Consider the following 21,062-nt stretch of genomic DNA (forward strand, 5'->3'; position numbering starts at 1 on the left):
GGTGCCCGTGTCCTTCGTTTTGAGCAAGGCAAGGGAACTAAACGAGCTCTATGGTGCCCGTGTCCTTCGTTTTGAGCCAGGCTCGGGAACTAAACGAGCTCTATGGTGCCCGTGCGCTTCATTTTTAACATGGGACGGGAACAAATCGGTCTCAATAGTGACGGAGTGCTCCGTTTTTCGGCACCACAGCGACTAAATGTAATCCCTAACCGTGTTACACCTCAATAATAATTGGCAAGATCATTGGTTTTTTCTTCGTTTGGTTGAATAAATATTGTCCGACAGCTTTTTTGATGTGTTTTTTGATAACGCCCCATTCTTTTGATTCGGCTTCATCCAAGTTGTTTATTGTTCTTTTTATTAGCGCATTAACATCCTTTATAAGATCTTCGGAATTTTTTACGAACACGAATCCACGAGAAATTGTGTCGGGACCAGAAATAAGTTTCTTATCTGTTTTACTCATTGTTAGAACAACGACAAGCATACCATCCTCTGATAGTTGCCTCCTATCGCGTAGAACGATTTCACCAACATCTCCGACACCGATCCCATCAACATACGTATTTCCTGTTGGAATCTTGCGAGTGTGATTGGCTACGCCGTCTTTTATATCAACGACATCGCCATTTTTTAAAATAAAAGTATTTCCTTCTTCAACACCAACTGACTCAGCTAATAATCGATGGTGGTGTAACATCCGATATTCTCCGTGAACAGGGACAAGGTATTTTGGTTTCATTAGAGTTAACATTAATTTTAAATCTTCTTGGTATCCGTGACCAGAAACATGCATTCCTGAAGAGCTGCCTGGACCATATATGACGTTCGCTCCGAGTGCATATAAGTTGTCGACAATTTTGGTTACCGCTTTTTCATTCCCTGGAATCGGGCCAGCAGCTAAAATAACTGTATCACCAGCTAAAATGTCGACACCTCGGAAATCACCTGTTGACAAACGAGATAAGGCAGCCATTTGCTCGCCTTGACTTCCTGTACAAAGAATTGCTACTCTTTCTGGTGGTAAATCATTAATTTGTTTTGGATCTATTAACATTCCATCTGGTATATTTAGGTATCCTCGTTCCATTGCTACTTCAACAACATTTACCATGCTCCGTCCGAGTAAAGCAAGCTTACGATTGGTTTTTTTGGCTGCATCAATCGTTTGTTGAAGGCGGCTAACATTTGAGGCAAAGGTTGATAGAATAATTTTTCCGTCAGCTTTCATAAAAGCATCTGTGACGTGTGAACCGACCATTTGCTCAGATGGGGTTGCTCCAGGACGTTCGGCATTCGTGCTTTCCGATAATAAAAGAAGTACGCCTTCTTTTCCAATTTCAGCCATTTTATGAATGTCTGAATGTTCGTTGCTTGCAGGAGTTAAATCAAATTTAAAATCTCCAGTATGTACAACATTTCCTTCAGGTGTACGGAAGAGAATCCCTAAGCAGTCTGGAATGCTGTGAGTTACTTTGAAAAATTCAAGATTCATCTCTCCAAAGTTCAACTTAGAATTAGCATTAATTTCATGTAAATCAGTTTCCCTAAGGATTTTATGCTCTTTTAACTTTAACTCGATCAATCCAAGCGTAAAGCGAGTTCCGTACACAGGGACATTTAATTTTTTCAGGAAAAATGGGATCCCGCCAATATGGTCTTCGTGTCCATGCGTTACGATTAGAGCTCGGACTTTGTCTTTATTTTCTTCTAAATAGGAAATGTCAGGTATGATTAAGTCTATTCCTAATAAACTTTCATCAGGGAATTTGTTACCGCAATCAATCACCACCATGTCATCTTCATACTGAACGACATACATATTTTTTCCGATCTCATTCATTCCGCCTAATGCAAAAATAGATAATGCAGTTTCAGTGCTGCTCAACTTTTATACCCCCTAATCATACATATTACTGGTAGTATACCCAGTTCAATTGTGTTTATCAGAAGGGTTCATTCAATTTATAGGCTGAAATATGTAATAAAACGGTCCAATATCAAAAAGCATCGGTCTTTAAGAAAGATCAAAATAAAAACAAGGCATAGAAATGTGTTCTATGCCTTGTTGGTTGTTGGTAAGTTAATGAATGTTTGTTTAGAGTTAATTAATATTTATATCTCAAGCTGGAGCTTACCTTACTTCATACAGCACTTTTTATATTTTTTTCCGCTTCCGCATATGCACGGAGCATTACGGCCAATTTTCTTAAAGTTTTTGATATTGATTTCCTTTTGAGCCGTTTGTACTGAAGGGAAAGTTAGTGGTGGAATAGGCTTTCCGCTTTTTTCTTCAGGAAGCATCAATTCATTTGGTGTATACCCTTTTAATGACCATAGACGTGTTTGATTTTTAACTTCCTTAAGTAGGTCTTGTAAGACTTGAACAATCTTTACGGGAAGATCTACCTTACTTTGTAAGTATTCAATGATAATTGCTGGTTGTACTTCCGTATTGATCATATAAACGATTTGGGCTGCTAGTTTATCGCTCTCAACCGATATTTCTGAATGTTCGACTAGTAGATTGATCAAGTCATTTAATGCAGAATTTTTTTGAACAAAAGCTGCCCCACTAGACCTTAAAAGTTGTCCTTTTGTAAATTCAAAATAATCGACTTTTAAATCATTTTGGGCATCAATTAGTTTCTGCGCATCAAGTACACGATGATCGTGGTACCCGTGAGCCGAAGCATGAACTTGGCCATAATAGTCACTCGCAAAAGAAATAATTCGTTGATATTCAGTTGGATCTATGTCTTGTCCAGTAAGCCGCTGTATAGTATCAATTAGTGCAGCTTCACTCAACACTCCATAGTAATAAAGCATCCCTTGAGTGAGTTTCACCCATTCTGTATTTCGACGAATGACACGTTCAAGCTCATCTCCATCTATATTATTAAAAAGGTCTGCTAACTCAACTGGAATAAATAAAACTTTCTGTTTTTCTTGAAGACCAGGAAAGACGAGACTTTGCGCTTTCAGAGTTTCAATTTTTTCGAGTGATAGACCAGGATGACTAATATAGCCTCCATTGTTTATGATCGTTTTCATTAAATCATATTTTTCTTGATCTAACATATACAGTTGTTCTTTAAATAACGAAGGAACGACTTCAGCTAGAAGTGTTGCTAGTTCGCCCTTTTTCAATGAACTTGCATTTTTTACTTCGAGATTTTTCCGAATAGGATCAAGTTCATTTTTAGTTAAGCTATTAAGAGTGTCTAACAGTTTACAGGGTAAGTTTGTTTTTTTCCATAGTTTTTGTTCGCGTTTTTGTTGCTCTTGATCAGGTATTTCGTTCTCAAGAACGGGTAGTACAACATCTTTCAAATTAATATCCATTCTTTCCATCCAATCTCCTCTGTTTTAATAATGCTTTGATGACAATTATGTATTCTTTTAAGCTACCTTCTTATTTTAACATAATGTACAATATTAAGCAGTTGCTCGAAAATAAGGCTAACTAAAAAATAATTCCCCATAAAGTCGGCTGGAATTATTAAAAGAGCTTTAGTTGTACATAGTTTGCCGTTTCGAAATTGCTTAAGCGAACTCCAAATAACCATAGAGGTATATCCATAAGATGACGCTCAAACAAGTTTTCTACTACTGAGTACACTTTTTCGTGGTCAGATGTTGTTTCATTTAGGGTGATACTTTTTGAGTGACTGGCTCCACCACGTTCAGTTTTGTAAACAACTGAAATTGTACTTGCTCTTAACTGTTTTTCTTGTAATCGTTGACACAGAATGTCAATCATCTGCCGGGCAATTGTCAGAAGTTGCTCTGGGTCTGTTGTCGGTTGCGAAAATGTTTTTTCTTTTCCGATCGTTTTATCACCTTTCTCACGATCAGCATCAATTAAGTCGGAGCCAATCCCTAGTGCGTTATTCCGCAGTACTTCTCCCCTTAAACCTAGTATGAGCTTTATTTGGATCGGATCTGTTTGTGCAAGATCCCCAATAGTATATATTCCGAATTTATTAAGCTTCTCTTCTGTCTTTTTTCCACAACCATGGAGTTTGCTAAGTTTTTGCGGATGAAAATAACTGCAAAATTGCAGGCGTTCTAAATGAACATATCCGAACGGTTTTCTTACATCTGCTGCCATTTTAGCTGTACACTTCGTATCACTGATCCCGATGCTACACCCTAAATGTAGTTTCTCCCACAATGTTTTCTGAATGTACATTGCGATCTCTTTAGGAGATGTGCCTTTATTTACCCTTTCTGTTAGATCCACATACGCTTCATCAACTGATGCAACTTCGGTTGGCCCTATTAACCGTAAGAAATCCATAATTTTTCTAGAGTAGGAAGAATACAATGGATGATTTCGCTGGACAACTACTGCTTCAGGTACTTTCTTTAACGCCTCATAGATCGACATCGTTGTATAAACGCCTTTATTTTTTGCTTCATAACTAGCTGCAATAACCATTCCTTTATATTTGTTCGTCGGACTACCGCCAACTATTAATGGTTTATTTCGTAATGAAGGGTCCTCTGCTTGATGGCAACTAGCATAAAACGCATTCATATCTATTAATGCAATTGTCTTGTTGCCAGGCATGTTTCTCCCCTTCCTTTCAATTAAAAAATGAAGACATGTCTAACAATATTATATGACTTCTAAACAAAGTAGTCTAATGATTGAGCATCAGGATGTGCTTATATAGTGAAAACAAAGAGCAATAACCCTTGAGAATAAGCCAAAAAAAAACTCCAGGAAAACCATGAAGTTTTAATTAATAATAATTGCAAATCGATTTAAGCGACAACTTGGAAAAATTCAATCCATTCACTGTCTGTTCAAGTGGATTTGAACAGTTGGGCAAAACAGTAATGGAGCGTTTCTATAATAAGCTCTGGAAATCACGTAACGATAACTTAGCGATAACATCATACCCTAGGCCTCTTCCACGTGGCCATATAACTACGGTTCCCATATTAGGTATTCTCCCTAATCCAACACTTTCTGGAAAGTTGTGACCGATTATAACTTTATTTGTACCAGGTGAAGGCGCCAATTCTAGAGCAGAGGTAACTAAGTTTATTATTCTTACTCGTTCAGTCGGAGGCAAAGGATCAGCTAATTGATAAACTTCCGCCCAGAAAGGATCGATTTCTTTATTCTCTTGTTCGAAAGCTAATGCCGCAGTTTCCCTTGTTCTACAGAAGGGACTAGATATGATTGGATAATCTATTGGAATATCTAAACTGCGAGTTGTTTCTCCATAAGCGATTGCTTGTTGACGGCCTACATTCGAGAGGTTTCTTTGAGTATTACAGTCATAAAAACTTAAAAAAGGTTGGTCAACTCCGATAGTAGCTTCAGCATGTCTTACATAAAAGTTAAATCCGCCTTCTTGTAGTAAGTTCAACAACTGACGTTCTCTTGAAAAAGATTGTTCTGAGTAGATAGTAAATGGTTTATGTTTGGAAGCTAACTGTATAGTCGAGGATATGTTTTGTTGAGTGGATGTTTTGAAGGCTAACCTCTGTAAGGCCGTAATTGATCGAACAGGAGAATTTTCATAAGTCACTTTCATAGTAACTCCTTCCTACGAAGTTTAGCTTTAAGACATTGTATGACAGATACCCTAGGATGGTTATCGTAAAGTCGTTATATGTCGCTAGGTGTAGCAATTTGATAGCAGTTACTAGTTTTTGTATAGCTCACTTATATATTCTGTGTTATAGCCATTTTTCTTTCATTGAGCTTAATACTTTCGATGTGCATTAACGTAAAAAAGCACCCCTTAAAAGGAATGCTAATTTGTAAGAAGTTATTTAAATAGATTTTATTTGGGACATCTAAAAGATGATTTTCGATCTAAGCTCTAGCTGCTTTCCTTTTAGATCGATAGGAAAAGAAAACGGCTATCGAAATAAAAATAGCTACAACAATTCCAACAGTAATCCAGCGATGAGGGTCTGATTTTACCAGGATTTCTTCTCCAACTCTCCATTCTGTTCGATGACCAATTCCGTCATCAGCAACAAAAAACGTCGCTTCGTTAGGCTCATAATAAAAATACCCGTTCTCGTCTAAAGAACCATTAGCCACTTCATTTCCTTCATCGTCATACGCATACACGATTGTTCGATTAGAATGGCTCCCATCCTCATAAACTACTTGAATTTTTCCTTCTTCAATAGGATCAATGAGCATTTTATGCGCGTGTACAGGAATAGCGAATATTATCAAAATAAGAATTATCATTACAAACTGAGCAAAATGTTTTCTCATAGGGCCCCCTTCAGTTACGAAAGAATGACTAGATCATTCATTTTTTCTGTAAATTGTGCTGAAATGAGCAGCCTAGCTTCTTCATTTGTCTTTGGTCGGTAGGGTGTTTCTTTAAATAGTGTATATAATCTTGGGTTTGCCAGCTTTGCTTCTTTCATTAACTGCTCATCTTCTAATAGCGAGGTCGTGCCTTGCCTAATCATCTTTCCGTTTTGCATAATTAAACATTCCAATGCCCAACCATAAGCAATGTCAACATCGTGAGTTGATAAAATAATAGTGTGACTAGTATCCGTTAAATAGTCTAGTAATGAAAGAAACTCTTCTAGGGCAACAGGATCTAATCCAGAAAAAGGTTCATCAAAAATTATGATTTCTGGCTTCATAGCTAATACACCAGCTATCGCTACTTTTTTCTTTTGACCTAAACTTAAATTGTAGGGTGCTTTGTGTCGAAGATGTTCAATCCCAAGCAGGTTAAGGGCATTTCCTACAACATTTATTACGTCTTGTTCATCTAGGCCTTTATTTCTCGGTCCGAAGGCAATATCTTCAAAAACAGTCGGGGCAAATAACTGTGTATCAGGACTATCAAACACAAATCCTACTTTACTTCGAATCGAACGAATCGTTTTTTTTGTTAAATATTGTCCAAAGAGCTCTATTTCACCTGTTTGAGGTAAAAGCAAGCCGTTTAAGTGTTGAAGTAAAGTTGATTTACCACTTCCGTTTTGGCCTAATAATGCTATTTTCTTGCTGGTCAGGGAACATGTAACATTAGATAGAGCGATCGTTTGATCGGAGTATGTGTAATTAATATTTTTAATCTCAATTGTACTCATTAGAACCACCACTTTTCAATAATAATTAGTAGGATCATAAAACTAGTGAAAATGGTCGATAAAAATACATCGTATTTTGAAATCGGTTTAGGTGCCGAAGTTGGAATTGTCCCATCAAATCCTCTTGCAACCATAGCTTGAGATGCACGTTCTGACTGAATATAAGATCGCAGAACGAGACCTGCCATGACACCACTGTATACTTTTAAAGATTGTTTATGAAAAGACGACGGCTTAAACAGACGAGAAATAAGTGCTTTTTGATACGATAATAGAGTAATATAGAGAATTCTCGTATAATGAAGCGACATAATTAAAATCGCTACTATCGCTGAAGGAAGTCGCATATTTGCAACTCCATTTAAAAATTGAGCCATTGGTTGAGTAAGAAGCATGATGATCATTAATAACACTGATGATAATGCTTTCAAATTTAATTGAATAACAAAAAGTAAACGATCGGAATCTATGTTAAACCCTTGTGCAAATAGGATAGGCACACTCATTAAAGTCAAAAAAGGAATAAGAATTAATAATTTTGAAAAGACATACTTCAAACCGATTCCCATTGTAAGTATCGCAAAAAGTAGCATAAAGAACGTAAAAAATAATAGTAAAGGCTCTTCTAGTGAAATAACAATAAACGTTGAAATCAGACACGTTACTGTTTTTGTTCTTGGCTCCCACTTTCTGCCCCACGATTGTTTTGTAACAGTTGGTTCAAAACGCTTTATTTCCTCTATGAATGAAGAACCCATTCTACTTCCCTACCTTTAATAAGCTCTGGCCGAACTTGTAGTAATATTTTTACGATAAACCCAGTAAGTATACCCTCTATCAATAGTAAGGGTATATGTCCCACTAGTAATATACGGACAACAGAAAAGGTTCCTTCTGTATAATACGAACTTGTCAAAAACAGAATACTTGAGAGCAGTAAAATAGTAAGTACAATCCCAAACATGCCGATAACACTAGCAACTACTGCTAGATTAGCAGAACGGTTCTTTTTATAATGGTAAAATATAAAAGAACAAACTATCGCTGGCAGAGCAACAAGAAGTGTATTAGCTCCCAACGTAGTTAATCCACCATGCTGAAAAAGCAGTGCTTGTAAAAGTAAACTAATAAAAATGGCTATAGCACTTCTTCTCCCGAGGATAATTCCGAGTAACCCACAAAGGAGCGGATGTACCGAGCTTGGTCCAATCGGTATACTTATTAACGAAAGGACAAAAAACGTAGCGGTCATTAAACTGATTTTAGGAATTTCTTCTTGAGTAATACTTTTAATTGAATAAAATAAAAGGCCACCAGCTGCAGCCGTTGTTACAGCTACAACTGGTAGGTTAAGGACTCCATCTGAAAGATGCATGTGGAATCACCAACTTTCTTTATTAATGATCGTGATTATGTCCTTCGTAATCAGTTGGATTTTGAGCAACCACTTCTTCTCCAGTTTCGATTAGAACTTGTAGTAGAAATTCTTCTGCATGATGCTCAGTAAATATACGGTATGTTCCAGGTACTTCAATTGTAAAAGTATATGTCGTTTCACCGTTAGGGTTCAATGAAAGTATGTATGCGTATTCGCTTGTCGCTGTAAAATTTTCACTCGTTATCTCCTCACCACCATCATCCATTACGTGAGCCATGTGATGTTCGAGGTCTTTGATATTACTATCCTCTAATACATAGCCGATTAGAATACTTTCATCTCCATGTTCGTTTTTATTAAAATTCAGGGTATAAGTACCAGCCTCAAGATCATAGCTACCAGCCCATTCATATGGCAATTCATGATGATGGTCAATTCCGTCTTCTTCTTCATCTTTGTTTTCTTCCGTATTTTCTCCCTCTTCTATCTCGACTTCTTCTTCTCCAACTTCTTCAGCTTGTAATTCATCAGGATTGGCGATTTCCGCTACCTCCTCTGTATTACAAGCTACTAAGCTACCAGCAACTAAACAACTTAAAACTCCTGTGTATAATTTTTTCATTTCTCTTCCTCCTAAACTAGTTTTCTTATTTCATAATAAGTTCAGATAAACCATAGGACTAAAAAAAAAAGCACTCTCAAATTGAGCGCATTAGTGAAAAAAACGGCACAAATGAATAAATGTAACAGAACATAACACATTTGCGTCGATCAATCCCTACGCCCCGAAGGTTTGAACAATGTTCAGATAGGCAGGTCTCCTGACTTATGCTTCGTCCTACTCTGATCCTTCCCATATCAGTAAAGCTGATACAGTGGTTTTCATCATTTCGTCCACATTTACAGTTGCGGGGACAGTTTTGGATTCTCACCAAATTCCCTATTAAGTCTTAATTAGACACCTAACTGAACTAATTATTATGAATATATTAATAACAAAACCTATTAAACAGCTTCTGTCGATAATTGTCAATGGTTTACATACGTTTTTTCCGTATATTGCTTCACAGTTTTTATATAGATTATTGAAGCAACAGGCTTTTCAGCTTAAAATTTTTATGACAGAAAATCTCACATACATACATTAATTACATAGACTACTAAATACTAACATCTTTTACACTTTAAAATATTAAAACAAGTTTTAAATATTGATAATAGACAAAGATTTGACAAAATTGAGAAACTAATGTTTTAATAGTCATAATTCACTAAATAATCAGTCTTAAAGGTGCCGATTTTTGGTTAAAAGGGAATCTGGTGAAAGTCCAGAGCTGCCCCCGCAACTGTTAGTGTAGACGAAATGACATATTCCACTGCATTGAATGGTATAAAGCCACCGATGTGGGAAGGGTCAAAGTAGAAGAAAACACGAGTCAGGAAACCTGCCTTTTTGTACAAAACCACATTTCTTCGGGGATGGAGAATTTGGGAAACACAGCTAAAAAACGGTTATTACATTTCATTTTTGTAAAGACCATTTTTAAAATTCACCATTTGTGTTGTCCAAGTTCAACTCTCCTTCTTAAGGAGAGTTTTTTCGTTTTATAGTTAAACAAAAAGGAGGGTTGAGGTTCGAATTAATTTTTTACTTTAGGAGGATATATATGAAAAATAAAAATAGATGGTTAATGGCTGTTTCAGCCATTGCAATACACCTTTCAATTGGCGCTGCTTATGCTTATAGTGTCTACAAAAGACCATTGACAGAAACAGTCGGTTGGTCTGAAACGAACGTTACATTAGCTTTTACTATTATGATGGCACTTGCTGGAATGTCTGCAGCGTTATTTGGAAGTTTTGTTGAAAGAAATGGCCCTAGAAAATCGGCTATTGTTGCGGCTGTTTTATTTGGTATGGGCCAAGCTGGATCAGGTCTTGCAGTTGCTCTTGATTCTTCAATTTTGTTCCTGCTTACATATGGATTATTAAGTGGTTTAGGGTTAGGGATCGGCTATATCTCACCTGTTTCGACACTCGTTAAGTGGTTCCCCGACCGCCGAGGATTAGCAACGGGTATGGCTGTTCTTGGATTTGGTACCGGTGCTTTAGCAACAGCTCCAGTTGCAGCTGTTTTAATAGAGTCTATTACAATTACTAACACATTTTATATTTTAGGAGCAACGTATTTCCTATTAATGATGTTGGGTGCCTCATACATTGAACCACCAAAGCCAGGTTGGGTACCAAAAAGTATGGTTAAGGCCATTTCAAGTGGCCAGAATTTGATAAAAAAAGACTTACGTCAACTTACGGCAAAACAAGCAGTAAAAACGAAACATTTCTGGATGTTATGGTCGATGATGCTTATCAATGTTAGTGCTGGTATTATGATGATTTCGGTTGCCTCACCGATGGCACAAGATGTCGTAGGATTATCCGCTGCCGCAGCAGCTACTATGGTAGGGATTATGGGTATCTTTAACGGTGGTGGTCGATTAGGTTGGGCGGCAGCTTCAGACTATCTTGGACGTCATAACGTTTTTTTAGCCTTTTTTATCATTCAAATGATCGCTTTTGCTACTTTACCATTTACAACAAATGCTCTACTATTCCAGTTACTTATTTTATTAGTAGTCAGCTGTTACGGTGGCGGTTTCTCTAATCTCCCTGCTTTTATTGGCGACTTGTTCGGTACGAAAGAGCTCGGGGCAATTCATGGCTACCTTCTAACGACCTGGTCTCTCGGTGGGATCATCGGACCGTTGATTGTATCCAATATTAGAGCTGCAACTGGCAGTTATATTCCCGTATTTTACGTTTTTCTTGGTATGATTATGTTAGCTTTTCTTATCTCTTTTTTCCTTCGTAATGATATTGTTAAACTACGCAACCAACACCAACAGCAACAGGAACAAAGTGTCGGTTAATCATTAATAGCTGGCCCAATAGCTTAATCACGCTATTTGGGTCAGCTATTTGTGTGAGTAACCAACTTTATTTTCTGGTACGCATCAGTTGAACAAAATTGATAGTTTTAATTTTTTATCACGCAAGGTCATTTTGTTTATTTCTATCTTGTTTCGTGCAGAATGAAATATGAGGTGATGCTATATGAAAATTCTTATATTAGTAGGAAGTATTTTTGTACCAGGATTTATGATAATTCTTCAGAAAAAATGGAAAAAGCTTCGAATTGTATTTCATTCACTGGCATTAATCGCACTGTTGACATTTGGAAACATAGCATCCTATGCAATCTATACGGTATTAAGGGACAATACCGTATTTATGACAAATATTCACGCCCTATTCCTTAACCCGCTCTTTTTAATCACTGGCGCTTATTTAGCGTTTTATTCTTTATATATCATTGCGTTAAATGCTATTAAAGATTTTGATATGTGAGAGCGGTGTTTGTAAATGTGTGGTGACCTAAGCTAGCTTAATAAAAACATAGGTCGTCAACAAAATTTAATTAAAATAAGTACCATTCTTCACATTTCACCGACGATTTTTTATTTTCCTAATGATTATTTAACTTTTTTCTCCTAAGGAAACATCAATTTTCACTATATGACTCTTTGACGCTAGTCTATTAAATTTAAAGTACCGGCGGAATATTTGAGAAAACGCGTTTTCTAGTGGAGAATTTTTTGTATACTTTTAAGCTAACAGCCGATGAAGTGGTTGAACAATATGCTCCAATTGTTAAGAAACAATTGAAGCAACTTAATGTTTTTAAAGATTATGAAGACTATTATCAAATTGGACTAATTGCATTATGGGAGGCTTATGAACGTTTTGACCCCCAAAAAGGAACGTTTGCGACTTTTGCCATGAATACTGTCCGGGGAAAACTGCTCACCCAACTCTATAAAGAAAAAACGTATGCAACAAGACATCATATTACCGAGGAAGATTTTCATCAAATTACCGATCAAAATGTAGCTACCCCACTAGAGAGGGAACTTTTAGCTCCGTATTTAGAAGGGCTTACAGAGAGGCAACAAATCTGGGTAAAAGAAGCTATAATGGTTGGAAAAGCGACCGCGGATATTGCAAGAGATTACAAGGTAAGTGTGCATACAGTAAGGAGTTGGAAGAAAGGAGCTCTCAAAGTATTAAAAACCCGTTTGAAAAGGGAAAGTTTACTAAATTAGTAAAAGTAAATTTCACTTATAAGTATAAGGATTGACTGCGTATAAAGAGAATATAAATATTAACAGCCAACACTTATCCTGAAGTGTTGGCATTTATTTATTCTAATTTATTTGAATGACAAAAGAATTTCTCTCAACTCATTAGTTGATTTTACTGTGGTAACGTAAGTTTGTTTTTCACCAAATATGTAAGTGAGTGTACTTTCTGTCCCCTCTTCCCCCAACCATATGTGGATAGGGTGACTTGGGTAACCTTCTGCATAGTTTACGATCATATCAAAATCAGGTGTGGTTTCATTTATATTAATATGTGAAGGTTGTGTGATAGCTGTACGAATCGCTTTCTCAATCCTATTAATAGATTGTTGGTCTTTTAAAGTCTTTAAAACATCGTGATTTATTTCTCCTGTTCTTATGGACTTTGAGATTTCAATACTTGAAATTTTTTCGTTCAATAAATCCATCGTTTCTTCTTGTGTGGAGTCACAGCCTGTTAAAGTAGTTAGGATAATAACAAATAATATAGTACTCAGTAGTTTCAATATAAGTTAGCTCCTGTCTCTATTTGTTTTTATGTACTTAGGAAACCATGACATACGTAAACATCATTTAAATTTAAGGACTATTTTATTATTGTATATAAAAAAAGCTGCGCTCCTACAAGTTTCTTCCACTTAAAGGAGAACAGCTCCAAATAGAATAAGCCACTTTATTCTGCTAGTTCTTTCGAGCGTAATATTCTGATCGAACTGTAGATCAATACTGCTAGTAATATCAATGTCACAATCACGGTCAATCCAAAATCAGGGAGAAGCCTCCCTTCCATTAATAAAGAACCGACATTGCCAGTAAGCTGTGCTGGGCTCCAAGTCATCCATCTTTCAAACGTGTTAGTAATAATAGAAAGAACTATTACAGTCGCAAGTGTAACAAAAGCGACTAAGCCTGGAATGCGGAATATAGAATTGAAAAAAATCGTCAGCGTTAAGATAAATATGTACCAGCCAGCAAGTAGCAAGTAGCTTTGGATAAACAGAGTAAATGGAATGGGATCAAATAAAATCGAACCGTAATACCAACCAGCGAGATACCCTACAAATAAGGAAATAACGCCGATTAACAGTAACGCCACCCATTTAGCCGTCACATAAGATCCAAACGGAACAGGTTTCACTAACACCATCCCAGTAACTCCACTTTTTCGTTCACCTGCAATCGTTCCCATAAATGCTAACACTATAATTAGAACACCCAACATATTTAGTTGTGAAGTGACCATTAATAGTACTTCATTACCCGATGGTAAAGGCATTTCAATAACGGCTCCTTCTGGTAAACCCCCGACAGTATCGAGTATTTGTGGCATAAAATAACTTGTTAATGGATCTGTCATGCCAAGTAAAAGAAATACAATCGGTAACCAAACCCACTTGAAGTTACGCCACATTTCTAGTAACTCTTTTGTAAATAACACCCACCACTGCCTCATCCTTTCACCACCTTTACAAACAAATCTTCAAGTGTTGTTTTACCTAATTCAAAGCTTGTAATGGGAATATCATGTGTAACAATTTCTTGCAAAAATACGCGCTTGGCTTGGTTTAAATCCGCCACAATGACCTTTGCCTGTTCGTGCTCAAACTCCATTTCCTTAACAAAATCAAACTGTCCCCAATATTGTAGATGTGGCTTTGCTATTTCACTAGTATGTATAAAAATAACTGCTTCCTGATGCTGCTTTCGTAATTCTGATAAACTATTTGCTACTTTAATTTCACCATCACTCAAAATAATAATATCTTCACTAACTTCCTCTGCATCATTAAGGACATGGGTTGAAAATAAAATAGTCGTGTGTGCTTTAAGCTGTCTAATCATTTCGAGAACTTCACGTCTTCCAAAAGGATCAAGTGCAGACACAGGCTCATCCAACAATAACAGTTTCGGACGATGTATAATCGCTTGAGCAATTCCTAGTCTTTGCTTCATACCTCCTGAATACTTCCCAATCCGCCGATCTTTTGCATCGTATAATCCAACCATTTCAATGAGTTCTGCTGTCCGTTCCTTTGCTTCTTCTCGCGATAAATGACATAGTTTACCAGCATATTCCAAAAATTCCTGACCACTCATCCAATTATGGAAAACTGGATACTGGGATAAATAACCAATATGATTTCTAAAGTCATCATTTGTACCAAACTCTTCAAATGTAATATTTCCTTCTGTAGGTTTCAATAAGCCAGCAAGCATCTTTAAGATTGTCGTCTTACCAGCTCCATTTGGACCGAGTAATGCAACACATCGCCCCTCTTCTAAGGAAAATGAGGTATCTTTAATGACATGATCACTTTGAAAAGATTTTGATAAATTGTTAACCTGAAAAAAGGGCATCACTGTTGTCTCCTTCCAATAACAAAATACAAAATTGGACCAATAATATTGATAATTAAAATAATGAGTAACCATAACCATTTAGGTCCATTGGTTGCATCAGCGCGCTTTAAGTCAATTAAAGCAATAATAATTAAAATAACTTGAACAAAAATTAACGGAGCAATCAGCATGAAATGCTCTTCAATCGTTTGAAGTATTTCAGTCATTTCTATCATCTCCCATTTTAGGTGTTTTTTAAGGAGTTTTTATTATTTGAGGTATTTGGCTATATTTTACTTTAAACATCAAATAATGATACAAAGGAAATATAAAGACCTTGGGACAAAATCCAAAAATAAAGGTCATCATCATGCCGAATTGACAAACTAAAGTCTTGTCAATCATTAAGACTTGTGATGATGACTATATACATTTGGAATAAAATTATCAAACTACTATTAATCCGTACTAATAGGTAAAATAATTTCGACTACGGCTCCAGTATTGTTAGCTTTATTATACATATTTAATTGGCCCATATGAATGGTCTCAATAATTCGTTTACACACCATAATGCCGAGCCCGTTACCATTCTCTTTTGTTGTCACGAAAGGTTGACCTAATTTAGTAAGAATGTGATCGGGAAAGCCTTTACCGTGATCTTCAAATCGAATCATAATATGATGTGAATTGTGTAAATCTACCGTAAGATGAACTTGTCCATTATGATCTAACGCTTCTACACTATTTTTAAATATATTAATGAAAACTTGCTTTAATTGATTGCCATCACAATAAATGGACGGCACGTCTTTGAAATTTTTTACAAAGTCTATATTCTTTAAGATCCCAATACTCGATAATAATACTTCAATTTCTACAAATAATTTCTTGATATCATTTAACTCTTTCGACAGAACAGTTGGTCGTGACAGTACTAAAAATTCATTTGTTATTTCATTAATTCTTTCAATCTCTTTCAGCATAACAGGTGTATATGTTTCGCTGTATAAGTTTTGCTGCATTAGTTGGATAAATCCCTTCAATGTTGTTAAAGGATTTTTAATTTCATGAGCTACCCCAGCAGCTAATTGTCCTACTATTGTCAACTTTTCAGTATTTTGAATATAAGCTTCTGTTTTCTTATACTCGGTTATATCATGAAGTTGAATTAAAGTACCTTCTTGAAAAGGGAAACAATCTACTAAACAAACGAGATTTTTTGAGTTTTCGATGATAATCTCATAGTTTTGTATCATATCACCTTGCTTAAATCGATTATAAATCTCATTTAAAGGTGTAATCTCTTGAATGTAATGCTGTTCTATTTTAGTCCCTGATAGTATCGCTTTTGCTTTTGAATTTACATTTAAAATTTTTCCACTCTCTTCGGTGACGATATAACCAATACTGGAATGTTCTAACATCATCTTGTTCATCTCATCTAAATAGCGGTTTTCTTCACGCAAATCTAGCTCTCTTTTAATAGAGTCAACGACAGTTTCAAGCGTTGTTAAGATCATTGGGTGAGCAAAATCTAAAAATGTCATCACTGATATAGTTCCAATTAATCGGTCGTTTACATATAATGGTGCGCTGTAACATGCTGCACTATGAAGAAAATGATGATAATGTTCTGTTCCTAATATTTGAATTGGTTTTTTAAGCTCGATTGCAGCCAGTACCGAACTGACTCCTGCTTTTCTTTCAGTAAATTGAATACCTTTTTGCAACCCAGCAAGTTTAACGATTGTATCTTGTAAAGTTTCATCACCCATATATTCAATAAATGTTCCCTTATCGTCTGTAACGGTAACTAATAATGGAATTCCTTTTGTCTTAGAAAGAAATTGACTAATAAAAATCTTTATTACAGATAAAGTTTCCGAATACTTTTCTTGAATTTCTATTAGTTCTTCTGTTGAAACTTTATCGAATGAAGGAATTTGGTTCGGATCAATTCCATATTCAGCACAACGTTTTCTTACCAGAGCAAAATATTCATTCATCATAATTCATTTCCGTCCTTTTGGTGTAATTTAAACTAAATTTATATAAAACAAGAAGCTCTATTAGAGTAAATTTTATGTTTAAACCAGATGAAGTTTTTCAATGAAAAGAAACTTTTATTATCCTGCAATACGGAATTATCATACCATGTTCCCACGTAAAATGTAATAATAGTCTCTCTCTGTCATGTTTGGACAGAGAAAGATTCGGTAAATCCTGACACTACTTTCCATAATTAACAACAAAAGTCGTAAGGATGCAGTGGTGGTGCTGCTCGGTAAATCCAATTTGGTTCAAATCTATGATCCTTCCAATGCCAAGCACTAATGCGGCAGCACAAGAGTCGATCATATGACTTTCTTCCTCAATCCGTTCGGGTAAATCTAATAATTGTTGTTTATAGAGCCAATCACTTATAAAACGTCTTGCAGCTACATTTTGTTTATAGTTGAGGACATAATCAATTTCTTCTCGTAATAATCTAGATCCAATCACTGCTCCTGGGTGAACCTCAACAAATGAAATCGGATGGATCGAATTTAGGCTTTCTATTTCACGACTAAGCTTTATTCCACGTAAAGTAAGATAAACCATTCGGTTGAAAGTTGGTGTCATAATTGATCCAGACTTCATTCCTAATGAAACGATAAACTTTCTCAAAAGCTTATCACTTTGACGATCACCTCCGCCGTCTTCATATGATAAAGGCGCATCTATCCCAATCACAAGTTCATCACGTTCACTTTGTACCATAACCTCATTCAAAATCTTTTTATCGCTCATCTCACTCAAAATCTTATTAAATATCAACTGTTTCCCTTTTGTTTCAAACACGGTTAATACCGTATCTTTGTGATTACGAGGCCCAGATAAATCAATACCTAAAACAATCATTTTATTACCCTTCTTTTTAAATTTTATTTTATTCGAAAATCAACATCAGCTTTTAATATTGTACTTATTTAAAAGGTATCATTATATTTAATAGTAACAGAAACAACGATAGAGTAAATGATATATCCTCCTAAACATAGTAAAGCCCATAAGCATGGAAAGCTAATGGGCTAAAGAGTTTATAGTGTTTTTCATCTGCAATTATTATCCTGGTTTCATAAATAGCCTAATTTATGTTAAAAGATTCTCGCTAAAAGCAAAAATAGAAAAAAGCGAATATTCATTAAGTTAGCGTATCCTCCCTAACATCGATATACACTATACCCTGTTTATCGATTTGCGCGTAGAAAACGTCTTCAATCTTTTCAACATTGTGTGCTGTTAAGGTTGTTTTGACCCATTCCATGTCTTTTCCAAGTAGCTCCAGACTTTTCATTAAGATATTACCGTCAAGAATGAAGGCTTGTCCAACCCCTCGATTCGGTTGGATATTGTACACATCTTTTTGCATAGCTGGTAAGTAAGGTGGCTTTACTAATACGGAAATCGTGCCATCAGTCTCTAATATCGCTGTATCTACCTCATCTAAATTAAAGACATTTTTTTTACGTAAACTGGTTAAGAGGCTGTCCATTGTAAGCATCCCCTTTTTTAAGCCGTCCTCTAGAACCTGTCCATCTTTTATGACATAAGTTGGTTCACTTTCTAAAATTTTTCGACCCGTAAAGCTTTTAATGGCAATGATGTTACTAATAAACGTATATAATGAGAAGAAAACCAACCCTATAACACCTATATAAACAGGGATATCCTTCATTAACATAGCTGTTGCAACGATTGAACCGATCGTAATACCCGCTACAAAATCAAAGAAAGTCATTTGAGCAATTAATTTTTTATTAAGAATTCTGCACAATATGTATAAAACAATAAATAATAATGTCGTTCGGATAATTACTTCAATGAGTGTCATCTATTTTCCCTCTTTCATTACTCTCCTAACTGTATTTTATTACAAAATGTATCCTTGTTTATAAATTCCCAGTAAGAATAAGTAATATCCATGAAAAAACAAATTTAATACTAACTTTCTTTAGACAATATTCCATTTTAGCCAAAATGAATATCTTAAACCGATAGCATTTTTAGGTGGAGAAAAAGGAACAACCGAAACCAACACTTATCATTTGGCATAAAAAGTTAGAAATACACGAATTTGATGCTTTTCAATTGGTCGGAGTAATTAACCTTAAAAAGGCAATTGGTGAAGTTACAAATCCTGCTTTATGAACTTAATATTTTGAAGCAATAAATGGAATTAGCCAAAACATCCGCAAGTTATTAGAATTTTATCCGTTGTCTAGCTTCCAAAAAAAGCATTATGTTTAGTAAGGTTGCAGGGAAGTATCAGAGCCTGGAAAGCGAATGATACACCCCTTTTGCAGTCCCTTCCCGATTTCACATTTTATTATCGCCATAAGGAGTGATGAAATATGAATTTTACAGATTATATTAGACGAAGTATACATCTCCATGGTATTGCTGTTAAGGAAGGCGATCTTCCTTATATTGAACACATATTGCATACCATCGAGCAGGCTCAAACCCCATTAAAAGCTAAGCCAGATCTAAATGAAGAAGTACCGATTACCATTGTTGATCCAGAGTTGATCCGCCATGACTGATTTATCCTCGTTAACGGCTACAGAACTTGCACCGTTATTAGAGTCAAAGCAACTTTCTCCAGTAGAAATAACACAATCCATAATTGAGCGAATTAATACAATTGATCCATCTGTTAATGCTTATATAACAACTCTTCATGAGTTAGCGCTTCTTCAGGCACAACATGCTGAAACTGAAATCATGAACGGTTTATACAAAGGGCCGCTTCATGGTATTCCAATTGGAATAAAGGATAATTATTATACAAAAGGGATTAGAACGACAGTAGGTTCAAAAATTTTAGCAGATTTTATTCCTGACGAAACGGCAACTGCTGTGGAAAAACTGCTAGCTGCTGGCGGAATCATGCTTGGAAAGTTGAATATGCATGAATTTGGCGGGGGCTTAACGAATACAAATCCTGTTTACGGCAACTCACGAAATCCTTGGGACACAAACTATAGTCCTGGTGGGTCTAGTGGTGGAAGCGGAGCTGCTCTTGCTGCGGGGCTTGCTACACTTGCAACTGGTACCGATACATTCGGTTCGATTCGTGTACCCGCTTCAATGTGTGGAGTGTACGGCTTAAAACCAACTTATGGTTTAGTCAGTACAAAGGGCGTCGCCCCGTTAGCTTGGTCTCTTGATCACGCTGGTCCTATGGCTCGATCAGTGTCCGATATAGCCATCATGCTAAATACAATGGCAGGTTATGATCCAAAAGATCCTGGTAGTATAAAGGCACCTATTCCGAATTACACGGAAAATCTTCATAAAGGGATTAAAGGCTTAACGATCGGAATTCCTACCTACTATCTAGAAGGGTTAGACCCTGCTGTTGAGGCGCTATTTAAAAACGCTATGAAATCATTCGAGCTACTAGGAGCGGAAATTAAACAAATCAACATCCCAGAACTAACGATGTCAACATTTGCAAGTTATATCATTACGATCGGCGAAGCATCGACTTATCATTATGAATGGTTACAAACAGTGCCAGATGATTATGCCGATGATGTGCGAATATTTTTCAATACAGGTGTCATTACGAATACACCACAATATGTCAGATCACAACAAGTACGCCGCGTGTTAGTCGAAGGATTAAAAAAGGCTTTTGAAGATGTTGATGTAATAGCAGGACCGACGATACCGATAACTACACCTGCTTTCAAAGAAAATTGGGTTGAGCAAAATTTAGAAATTACGAGACGCTGTATGCCATTTACGTCACCACCAAATTTAACAGGTACTCCTAGTTTGTCAGTTCCAATTGGACGATGTTCCGCAGGACTTCCTGTAGGTATGCAGCTGATTGGTCAACATTTTTCGGAAAAGCAATTATTACAAGTAGGTAGCGAATGGGAGAAAACAAATCCTTTAAATACGACGCTTTATTCAGTATAAAAATAGTAAAACCCTTGCCTGTTATGCTCGTTCAAGCATTGTCATGGCAAGGGTCAAATTTTATGTTTTTA

At 36.1% G+C, this 21,062-nt stretch carries 21 protein-coding genes and 2 riboswitches; of the genes, 5 read left to right on the forward strand and 16 right to left on the reverse strand.

What is annotated here, in order from left to right:
* Positions 1–214: 214 nt before the first annotated feature.
* The 9 genes from GKP30_RS11955 to GKP30_RS11995 form a co-directional block, all read right to left on the reverse strand.
* Positions 215–1,888, reverse strand: a complete 1,674-nt coding sequence (locus GKP30_RS11955; protein WP_216829683.1) for a ribonuclease J — start codon at positions 1,886–1,888, stop codon at positions 215–217.
* Between the two features lie 251 nt (positions 1,889–2,139).
* Entirely contained in the window at positions 2,140–3,354 is a 1,215-nt protein-coding gene (locus tag GKP30_RS11960) for a YecA family protein (protein WP_216829684.1), read from the reverse strand.
* A gap of 148 nt (positions 3,355–3,502) precedes the next feature.
* Positions 3,503–4,576 (reverse strand): Y-family DNA polymerase, encoded by a 1,074-nt coding sequence (locus GKP30_RS11965; RefSeq protein WP_216829685.1) that lies wholly within the window; start codon positions 4,574–4,576, stop codon positions 3,503–3,505.
* A gap of 283 nt (positions 4,577–4,859) precedes the next feature.
* Entirely contained in the window at positions 4,860–5,555 is a 696-nt protein-coding gene (locus GKP30_RS11970) for a histidine phosphatase family protein (RefSeq protein WP_216829686.1), read from the reverse strand.
* 284 nt (positions 5,556–5,839) lie between these two features.
* Positions 5,840–6,256 (reverse strand): hypothetical protein, encoded by a 417-nt coding sequence (locus tag GKP30_RS11975; RefSeq protein WP_216829687.1) that lies wholly within the window; start codon positions 6,254–6,256, stop codon positions 5,840–5,842.
* Between the two features lie 14 nt (positions 6,257–6,270).
* Complete coding sequence (locus tag GKP30_RS11980; protein WP_216829688.1) at positions 6,271–7,098, reverse strand: energy-coupling factor ABC transporter ATP-binding protein; 828 nt, start codon at positions 7,096–7,098, stop codon at positions 6,271–6,273.
* Positions 7,098–7,856, reverse strand: a complete 759-nt coding sequence (locus GKP30_RS11985) for an energy-coupling factor transporter transmembrane component T family protein (protein ID WP_216829689.1) — start codon at positions 7,854–7,856, stop codon at positions 7,098–7,100. The genes GKP30_RS11980 and GKP30_RS11985 overlap by 1 nt, the downstream gene beginning before the upstream one ends.
* Complete coding sequence (gene cbiM / locus GKP30_RS11990) at positions 7,838–8,473, reverse strand: cobalt transporter CbiM (protein WP_216829690.1); 636 nt, start codon at positions 8,471–8,473, stop codon at positions 7,838–7,840. The genes GKP30_RS11985 and cbiM overlap by 19 nt, the downstream gene beginning before the upstream one ends.
* A 22-nt stretch (positions 8,474–8,495) precedes the next feature.
* Positions 8,496–9,098, reverse strand: coding sequence for a hypothetical protein (locus tag GKP30_RS11995; protein WP_216829691.1), 603 nt, complete (start codon positions 9,096–9,098; stop codon positions 8,496–8,498).
* Between the two features lie 172 nt (positions 9,099–9,270).
* A riboswitch (cobalamin riboswitch) is annotated at positions 9,271–9,457 on the reverse strand.
* 291 nt (positions 9,458–9,748) lie between these two features.
* A riboswitch (cobalamin riboswitch) is annotated at positions 9,749–9,943 on the forward strand.
* A gap of 200 nt (positions 9,944–10,143) precedes the next feature.
* On the opposite strand from GKP30_RS11995, the gene GKP30_RS12000 reads away from it, so the two are divergent.
* The 3 genes from GKP30_RS12000 (at position 10,144) to GKP30_RS12010 (ending at position 12,639) form a co-directional block, all read left to right on the forward strand.
* Positions 10,144–11,406, forward strand: a complete 1,263-nt coding sequence (locus GKP30_RS12000) for an L-lactate MFS transporter (protein WP_216829692.1) — start codon at positions 10,144–10,146, stop codon at positions 11,404–11,406.
* Between the two features lie 184 nt (positions 11,407–11,590).
* Complete coding sequence (locus GKP30_RS12005; RefSeq protein WP_216829693.1) at positions 11,591–11,884, forward strand: transposase; 294 nt, start codon at positions 11,591–11,593, stop codon at positions 11,882–11,884.
* A 248-nt stretch (positions 11,885–12,132) separates the two neighbouring features.
* Positions 12,133–12,639 (forward strand): sigma-70 family RNA polymerase sigma factor, encoded by a 507-nt coding sequence (locus GKP30_RS12010; protein WP_216829694.1) that lies wholly within the window; start codon positions 12,133–12,135, stop codon positions 12,637–12,639.
* Positions 12,640–12,746: 107 nt separating this feature from the next.
* On the opposite strand, the gene GKP30_RS12015 is transcribed toward GKP30_RS12010, so the two are convergent.
* From GKP30_RS12015 to GKP30_RS12045, 7 genes are all read right to left on the reverse strand, one after another.
* Complete coding sequence (locus GKP30_RS12015; RefSeq protein WP_216829695.1) at positions 12,747–13,181, reverse strand: hypothetical protein; 435 nt, start codon at positions 13,179–13,181, stop codon at positions 12,747–12,749.
* A gap of 167 nt (positions 13,182–13,348) precedes the next feature.
* Entirely contained in the window at positions 13,349–14,128 is a 780-nt protein-coding gene (locus GKP30_RS12020) for an ABC transporter permease (RefSeq protein ID WP_216829696.1), read from the reverse strand.
* Entirely contained in the window at positions 14,125–15,033 is a 909-nt protein-coding gene (locus tag GKP30_RS12025) for an ABC transporter ATP-binding protein (protein WP_216829697.1), read from the reverse strand. The genes GKP30_RS12020 and GKP30_RS12025 overlap by 4 nt, the downstream gene beginning before the upstream one ends.
* Positions 15,033–15,242 (reverse strand): PLDc N-terminal domain-containing protein, encoded by a 210-nt coding sequence (locus GKP30_RS12030; RefSeq protein ID WP_216829698.1) that lies wholly within the window; start codon positions 15,240–15,242, stop codon positions 15,033–15,035. The genes GKP30_RS12025 and GKP30_RS12030 overlap by 1 nt, the downstream gene beginning before the upstream one ends.
* A 231-nt stretch (positions 15,243–15,473) precedes the next feature.
* Positions 15,474–17,027, reverse strand: coding sequence for an ATP-binding protein (locus tag GKP30_RS12035; RefSeq protein ID WP_216829699.1), 1,554 nt, complete (start codon positions 17,025–17,027; stop codon positions 15,474–15,476).
* A 220-nt stretch (positions 17,028–17,247) separates the two neighbouring features.
* The gene (locus GKP30_RS12040) at positions 17,248–17,919 is read right to left on the reverse strand and encodes a DUF429 domain-containing protein (RefSeq protein WP_236035056.1); all 672 of its coding nucleotides are present in this window, start codon (positions 17,917–17,919) and stop codon (positions 17,248–17,250) included.
* Positions 17,920–18,202: 283 nt separating this feature from the next.
* Positions 18,203–18,892: a DUF421 domain-containing protein gene (locus GKP30_RS12045; RefSeq protein WP_216829700.1), complete on the reverse strand. Its 690-nt coding sequence runs from the start codon at positions 18,890–18,892 to the stop codon at positions 18,203–18,205.
* Between the two features lie 520 nt (positions 18,893–19,412).
* Here GKP30_RS12045 and GKP30_RS12050 point away from each other — a divergent pair.
* Both GKP30_RS12050 and GKP30_RS12055 read left to right on the forward strand, forming a co-directional pair.
* Complete coding sequence (locus GKP30_RS12050; RefSeq protein WP_216829701.1) at positions 19,413–19,604, forward strand: hypothetical protein; 192 nt, start codon at positions 19,413–19,415, stop codon at positions 19,602–19,604.
* A complete protein-coding gene (locus GKP30_RS12055; RefSeq protein ID WP_216829702.1) occupies positions 19,597–20,991 on the forward strand; it encodes an amidase in 1,395 nt (464 codons plus the stop codon). The genes GKP30_RS12050 and GKP30_RS12055 overlap by 8 nt, the downstream gene beginning before the upstream one ends.
* The last annotated feature ends 71 nt before the right edge of the window (positions 20,992–21,062 follow it).

This window comes from Alkalihalobacterium elongatum, assembly GCF_019024285.1.
GTDB classification, from domain to species: Bacteria; Bacillota; Bacilli; order Bacillales; family Bacillaceae_F; genus Alkalihalobacterium; species Alkalihalobacterium elongatum.

Excerpts from the sequence above, each read along its gene's own strand:
- GKP30_RS11960 (WP_216829684.1), bottom strand. The coding sequence starts at position 3,354 with ATGGAAAGAATGGATATTAATTTGAAAGATGTTGTACTACCCGTTCTT.
- GKP30_RS11965 (WP_216829685.1), bottom strand. The coding sequence starts at position 4,576 with ATGCCTGGCAACAAGACAATTGCATTAATAGATATGAATGCGTTTTAT.
- GKP30_RS11970 (WP_216829686.1), bottom strand. The coding sequence starts at position 5,555 with ATGAAAGTGACTTATGAAAATTCTCCTGTTCGATCAATTACGGCCTTA.
- GKP30_RS11975 (WP_216829687.1), bottom strand. The coding sequence starts at position 6,256 with ATGAGAAAACATTTTGCTCAGTTTGTAATGATAATTCTTATTTTGATA.
- GKP30_RS11980 (WP_216829688.1), bottom strand. The coding sequence starts at position 7,098 with ATGAGTACAATTGAGATTAAAAATATTAATTACACATACTCCGATCAA.
- GKP30_RS11985 (WP_216829689.1), bottom strand. The coding sequence starts at position 7,856 with ATGGGTTCTTCATTCATAGAGGAAATAAAGCGTTTTGAACCAACTGTT.
- cbiM (WP_216829690.1), bottom strand. The coding sequence starts at position 8,473 with ATGCATCTTTCAGATGGAGTCCTTAACCTACCAGTTGTAGCTGTAACA.
- GKP30_RS11995 (WP_216829691.1), bottom strand. The coding sequence starts at position 9,098 with ATGAAAAAATTATACACAGGAGTTTTAAGTTGTTTAGTTGCTGGTAGC.
- GKP30_RS12000 (WP_216829692.1), top strand. The coding sequence starts at position 10,144 with ATGAAAAATAAAAATAGATGGTTAATGGCTGTTTCAGCCATTGCAATA.
- GKP30_RS12005 (WP_216829693.1), top strand. The coding sequence starts at position 11,591 with ATGAAAATTCTTATATTAGTAGGAAGTATTTTTGTACCAGGATTTATG.
- GKP30_RS12020 (WP_216829696.1), bottom strand. The coding sequence starts at position 14,128 with ATGAGGCAGTGGTGGGTGTTATTTACAAAAGAGTTACTAGAAATGTGG.
- GKP30_RS12025 (WP_216829697.1), bottom strand. The coding sequence starts at position 15,033 with ATGCCCTTTTTTCAGGTTAACAATTTATCAAAATCTTTTCAAAGTGAT.
- GKP30_RS12030 (WP_216829698.1), bottom strand. The coding sequence starts at position 15,242 with ATGACTGAAATACTTCAAACGATTGAAGAGCATTTCATGCTGATTGCT.
- GKP30_RS12035 (WP_216829699.1), bottom strand. The coding sequence starts at position 17,027 with ATGATGAATGAATATTTTGCTCTGGTAAGAAAACGTTGTGCTGAATAT.
- GKP30_RS12040 (WP_236035056.1), bottom strand. The coding sequence starts at position 17,919 with ATGATTGTTTTAGGTATTGATTTATCTGGGCCTCGTAATCACAAAGAT.
- GKP30_RS12045 (WP_216829700.1), bottom strand. The coding sequence starts at position 18,892 with ATGACACTCATTGAAGTAATTATCCGAACGACATTATTATTTATTGTT.
- GKP30_RS12050 (WP_216829701.1), top strand. The coding sequence starts at position 19,413 with ATGAATTTTACAGATTATATTAGACGAAGTATACATCTCCATGGTATT.
- GKP30_RS12055 (WP_216829702.1), top strand. The coding sequence starts at position 19,597 with ATGACTGATTTATCCTCGTTAACGGCTACAGAACTTGCACCGTTATTA.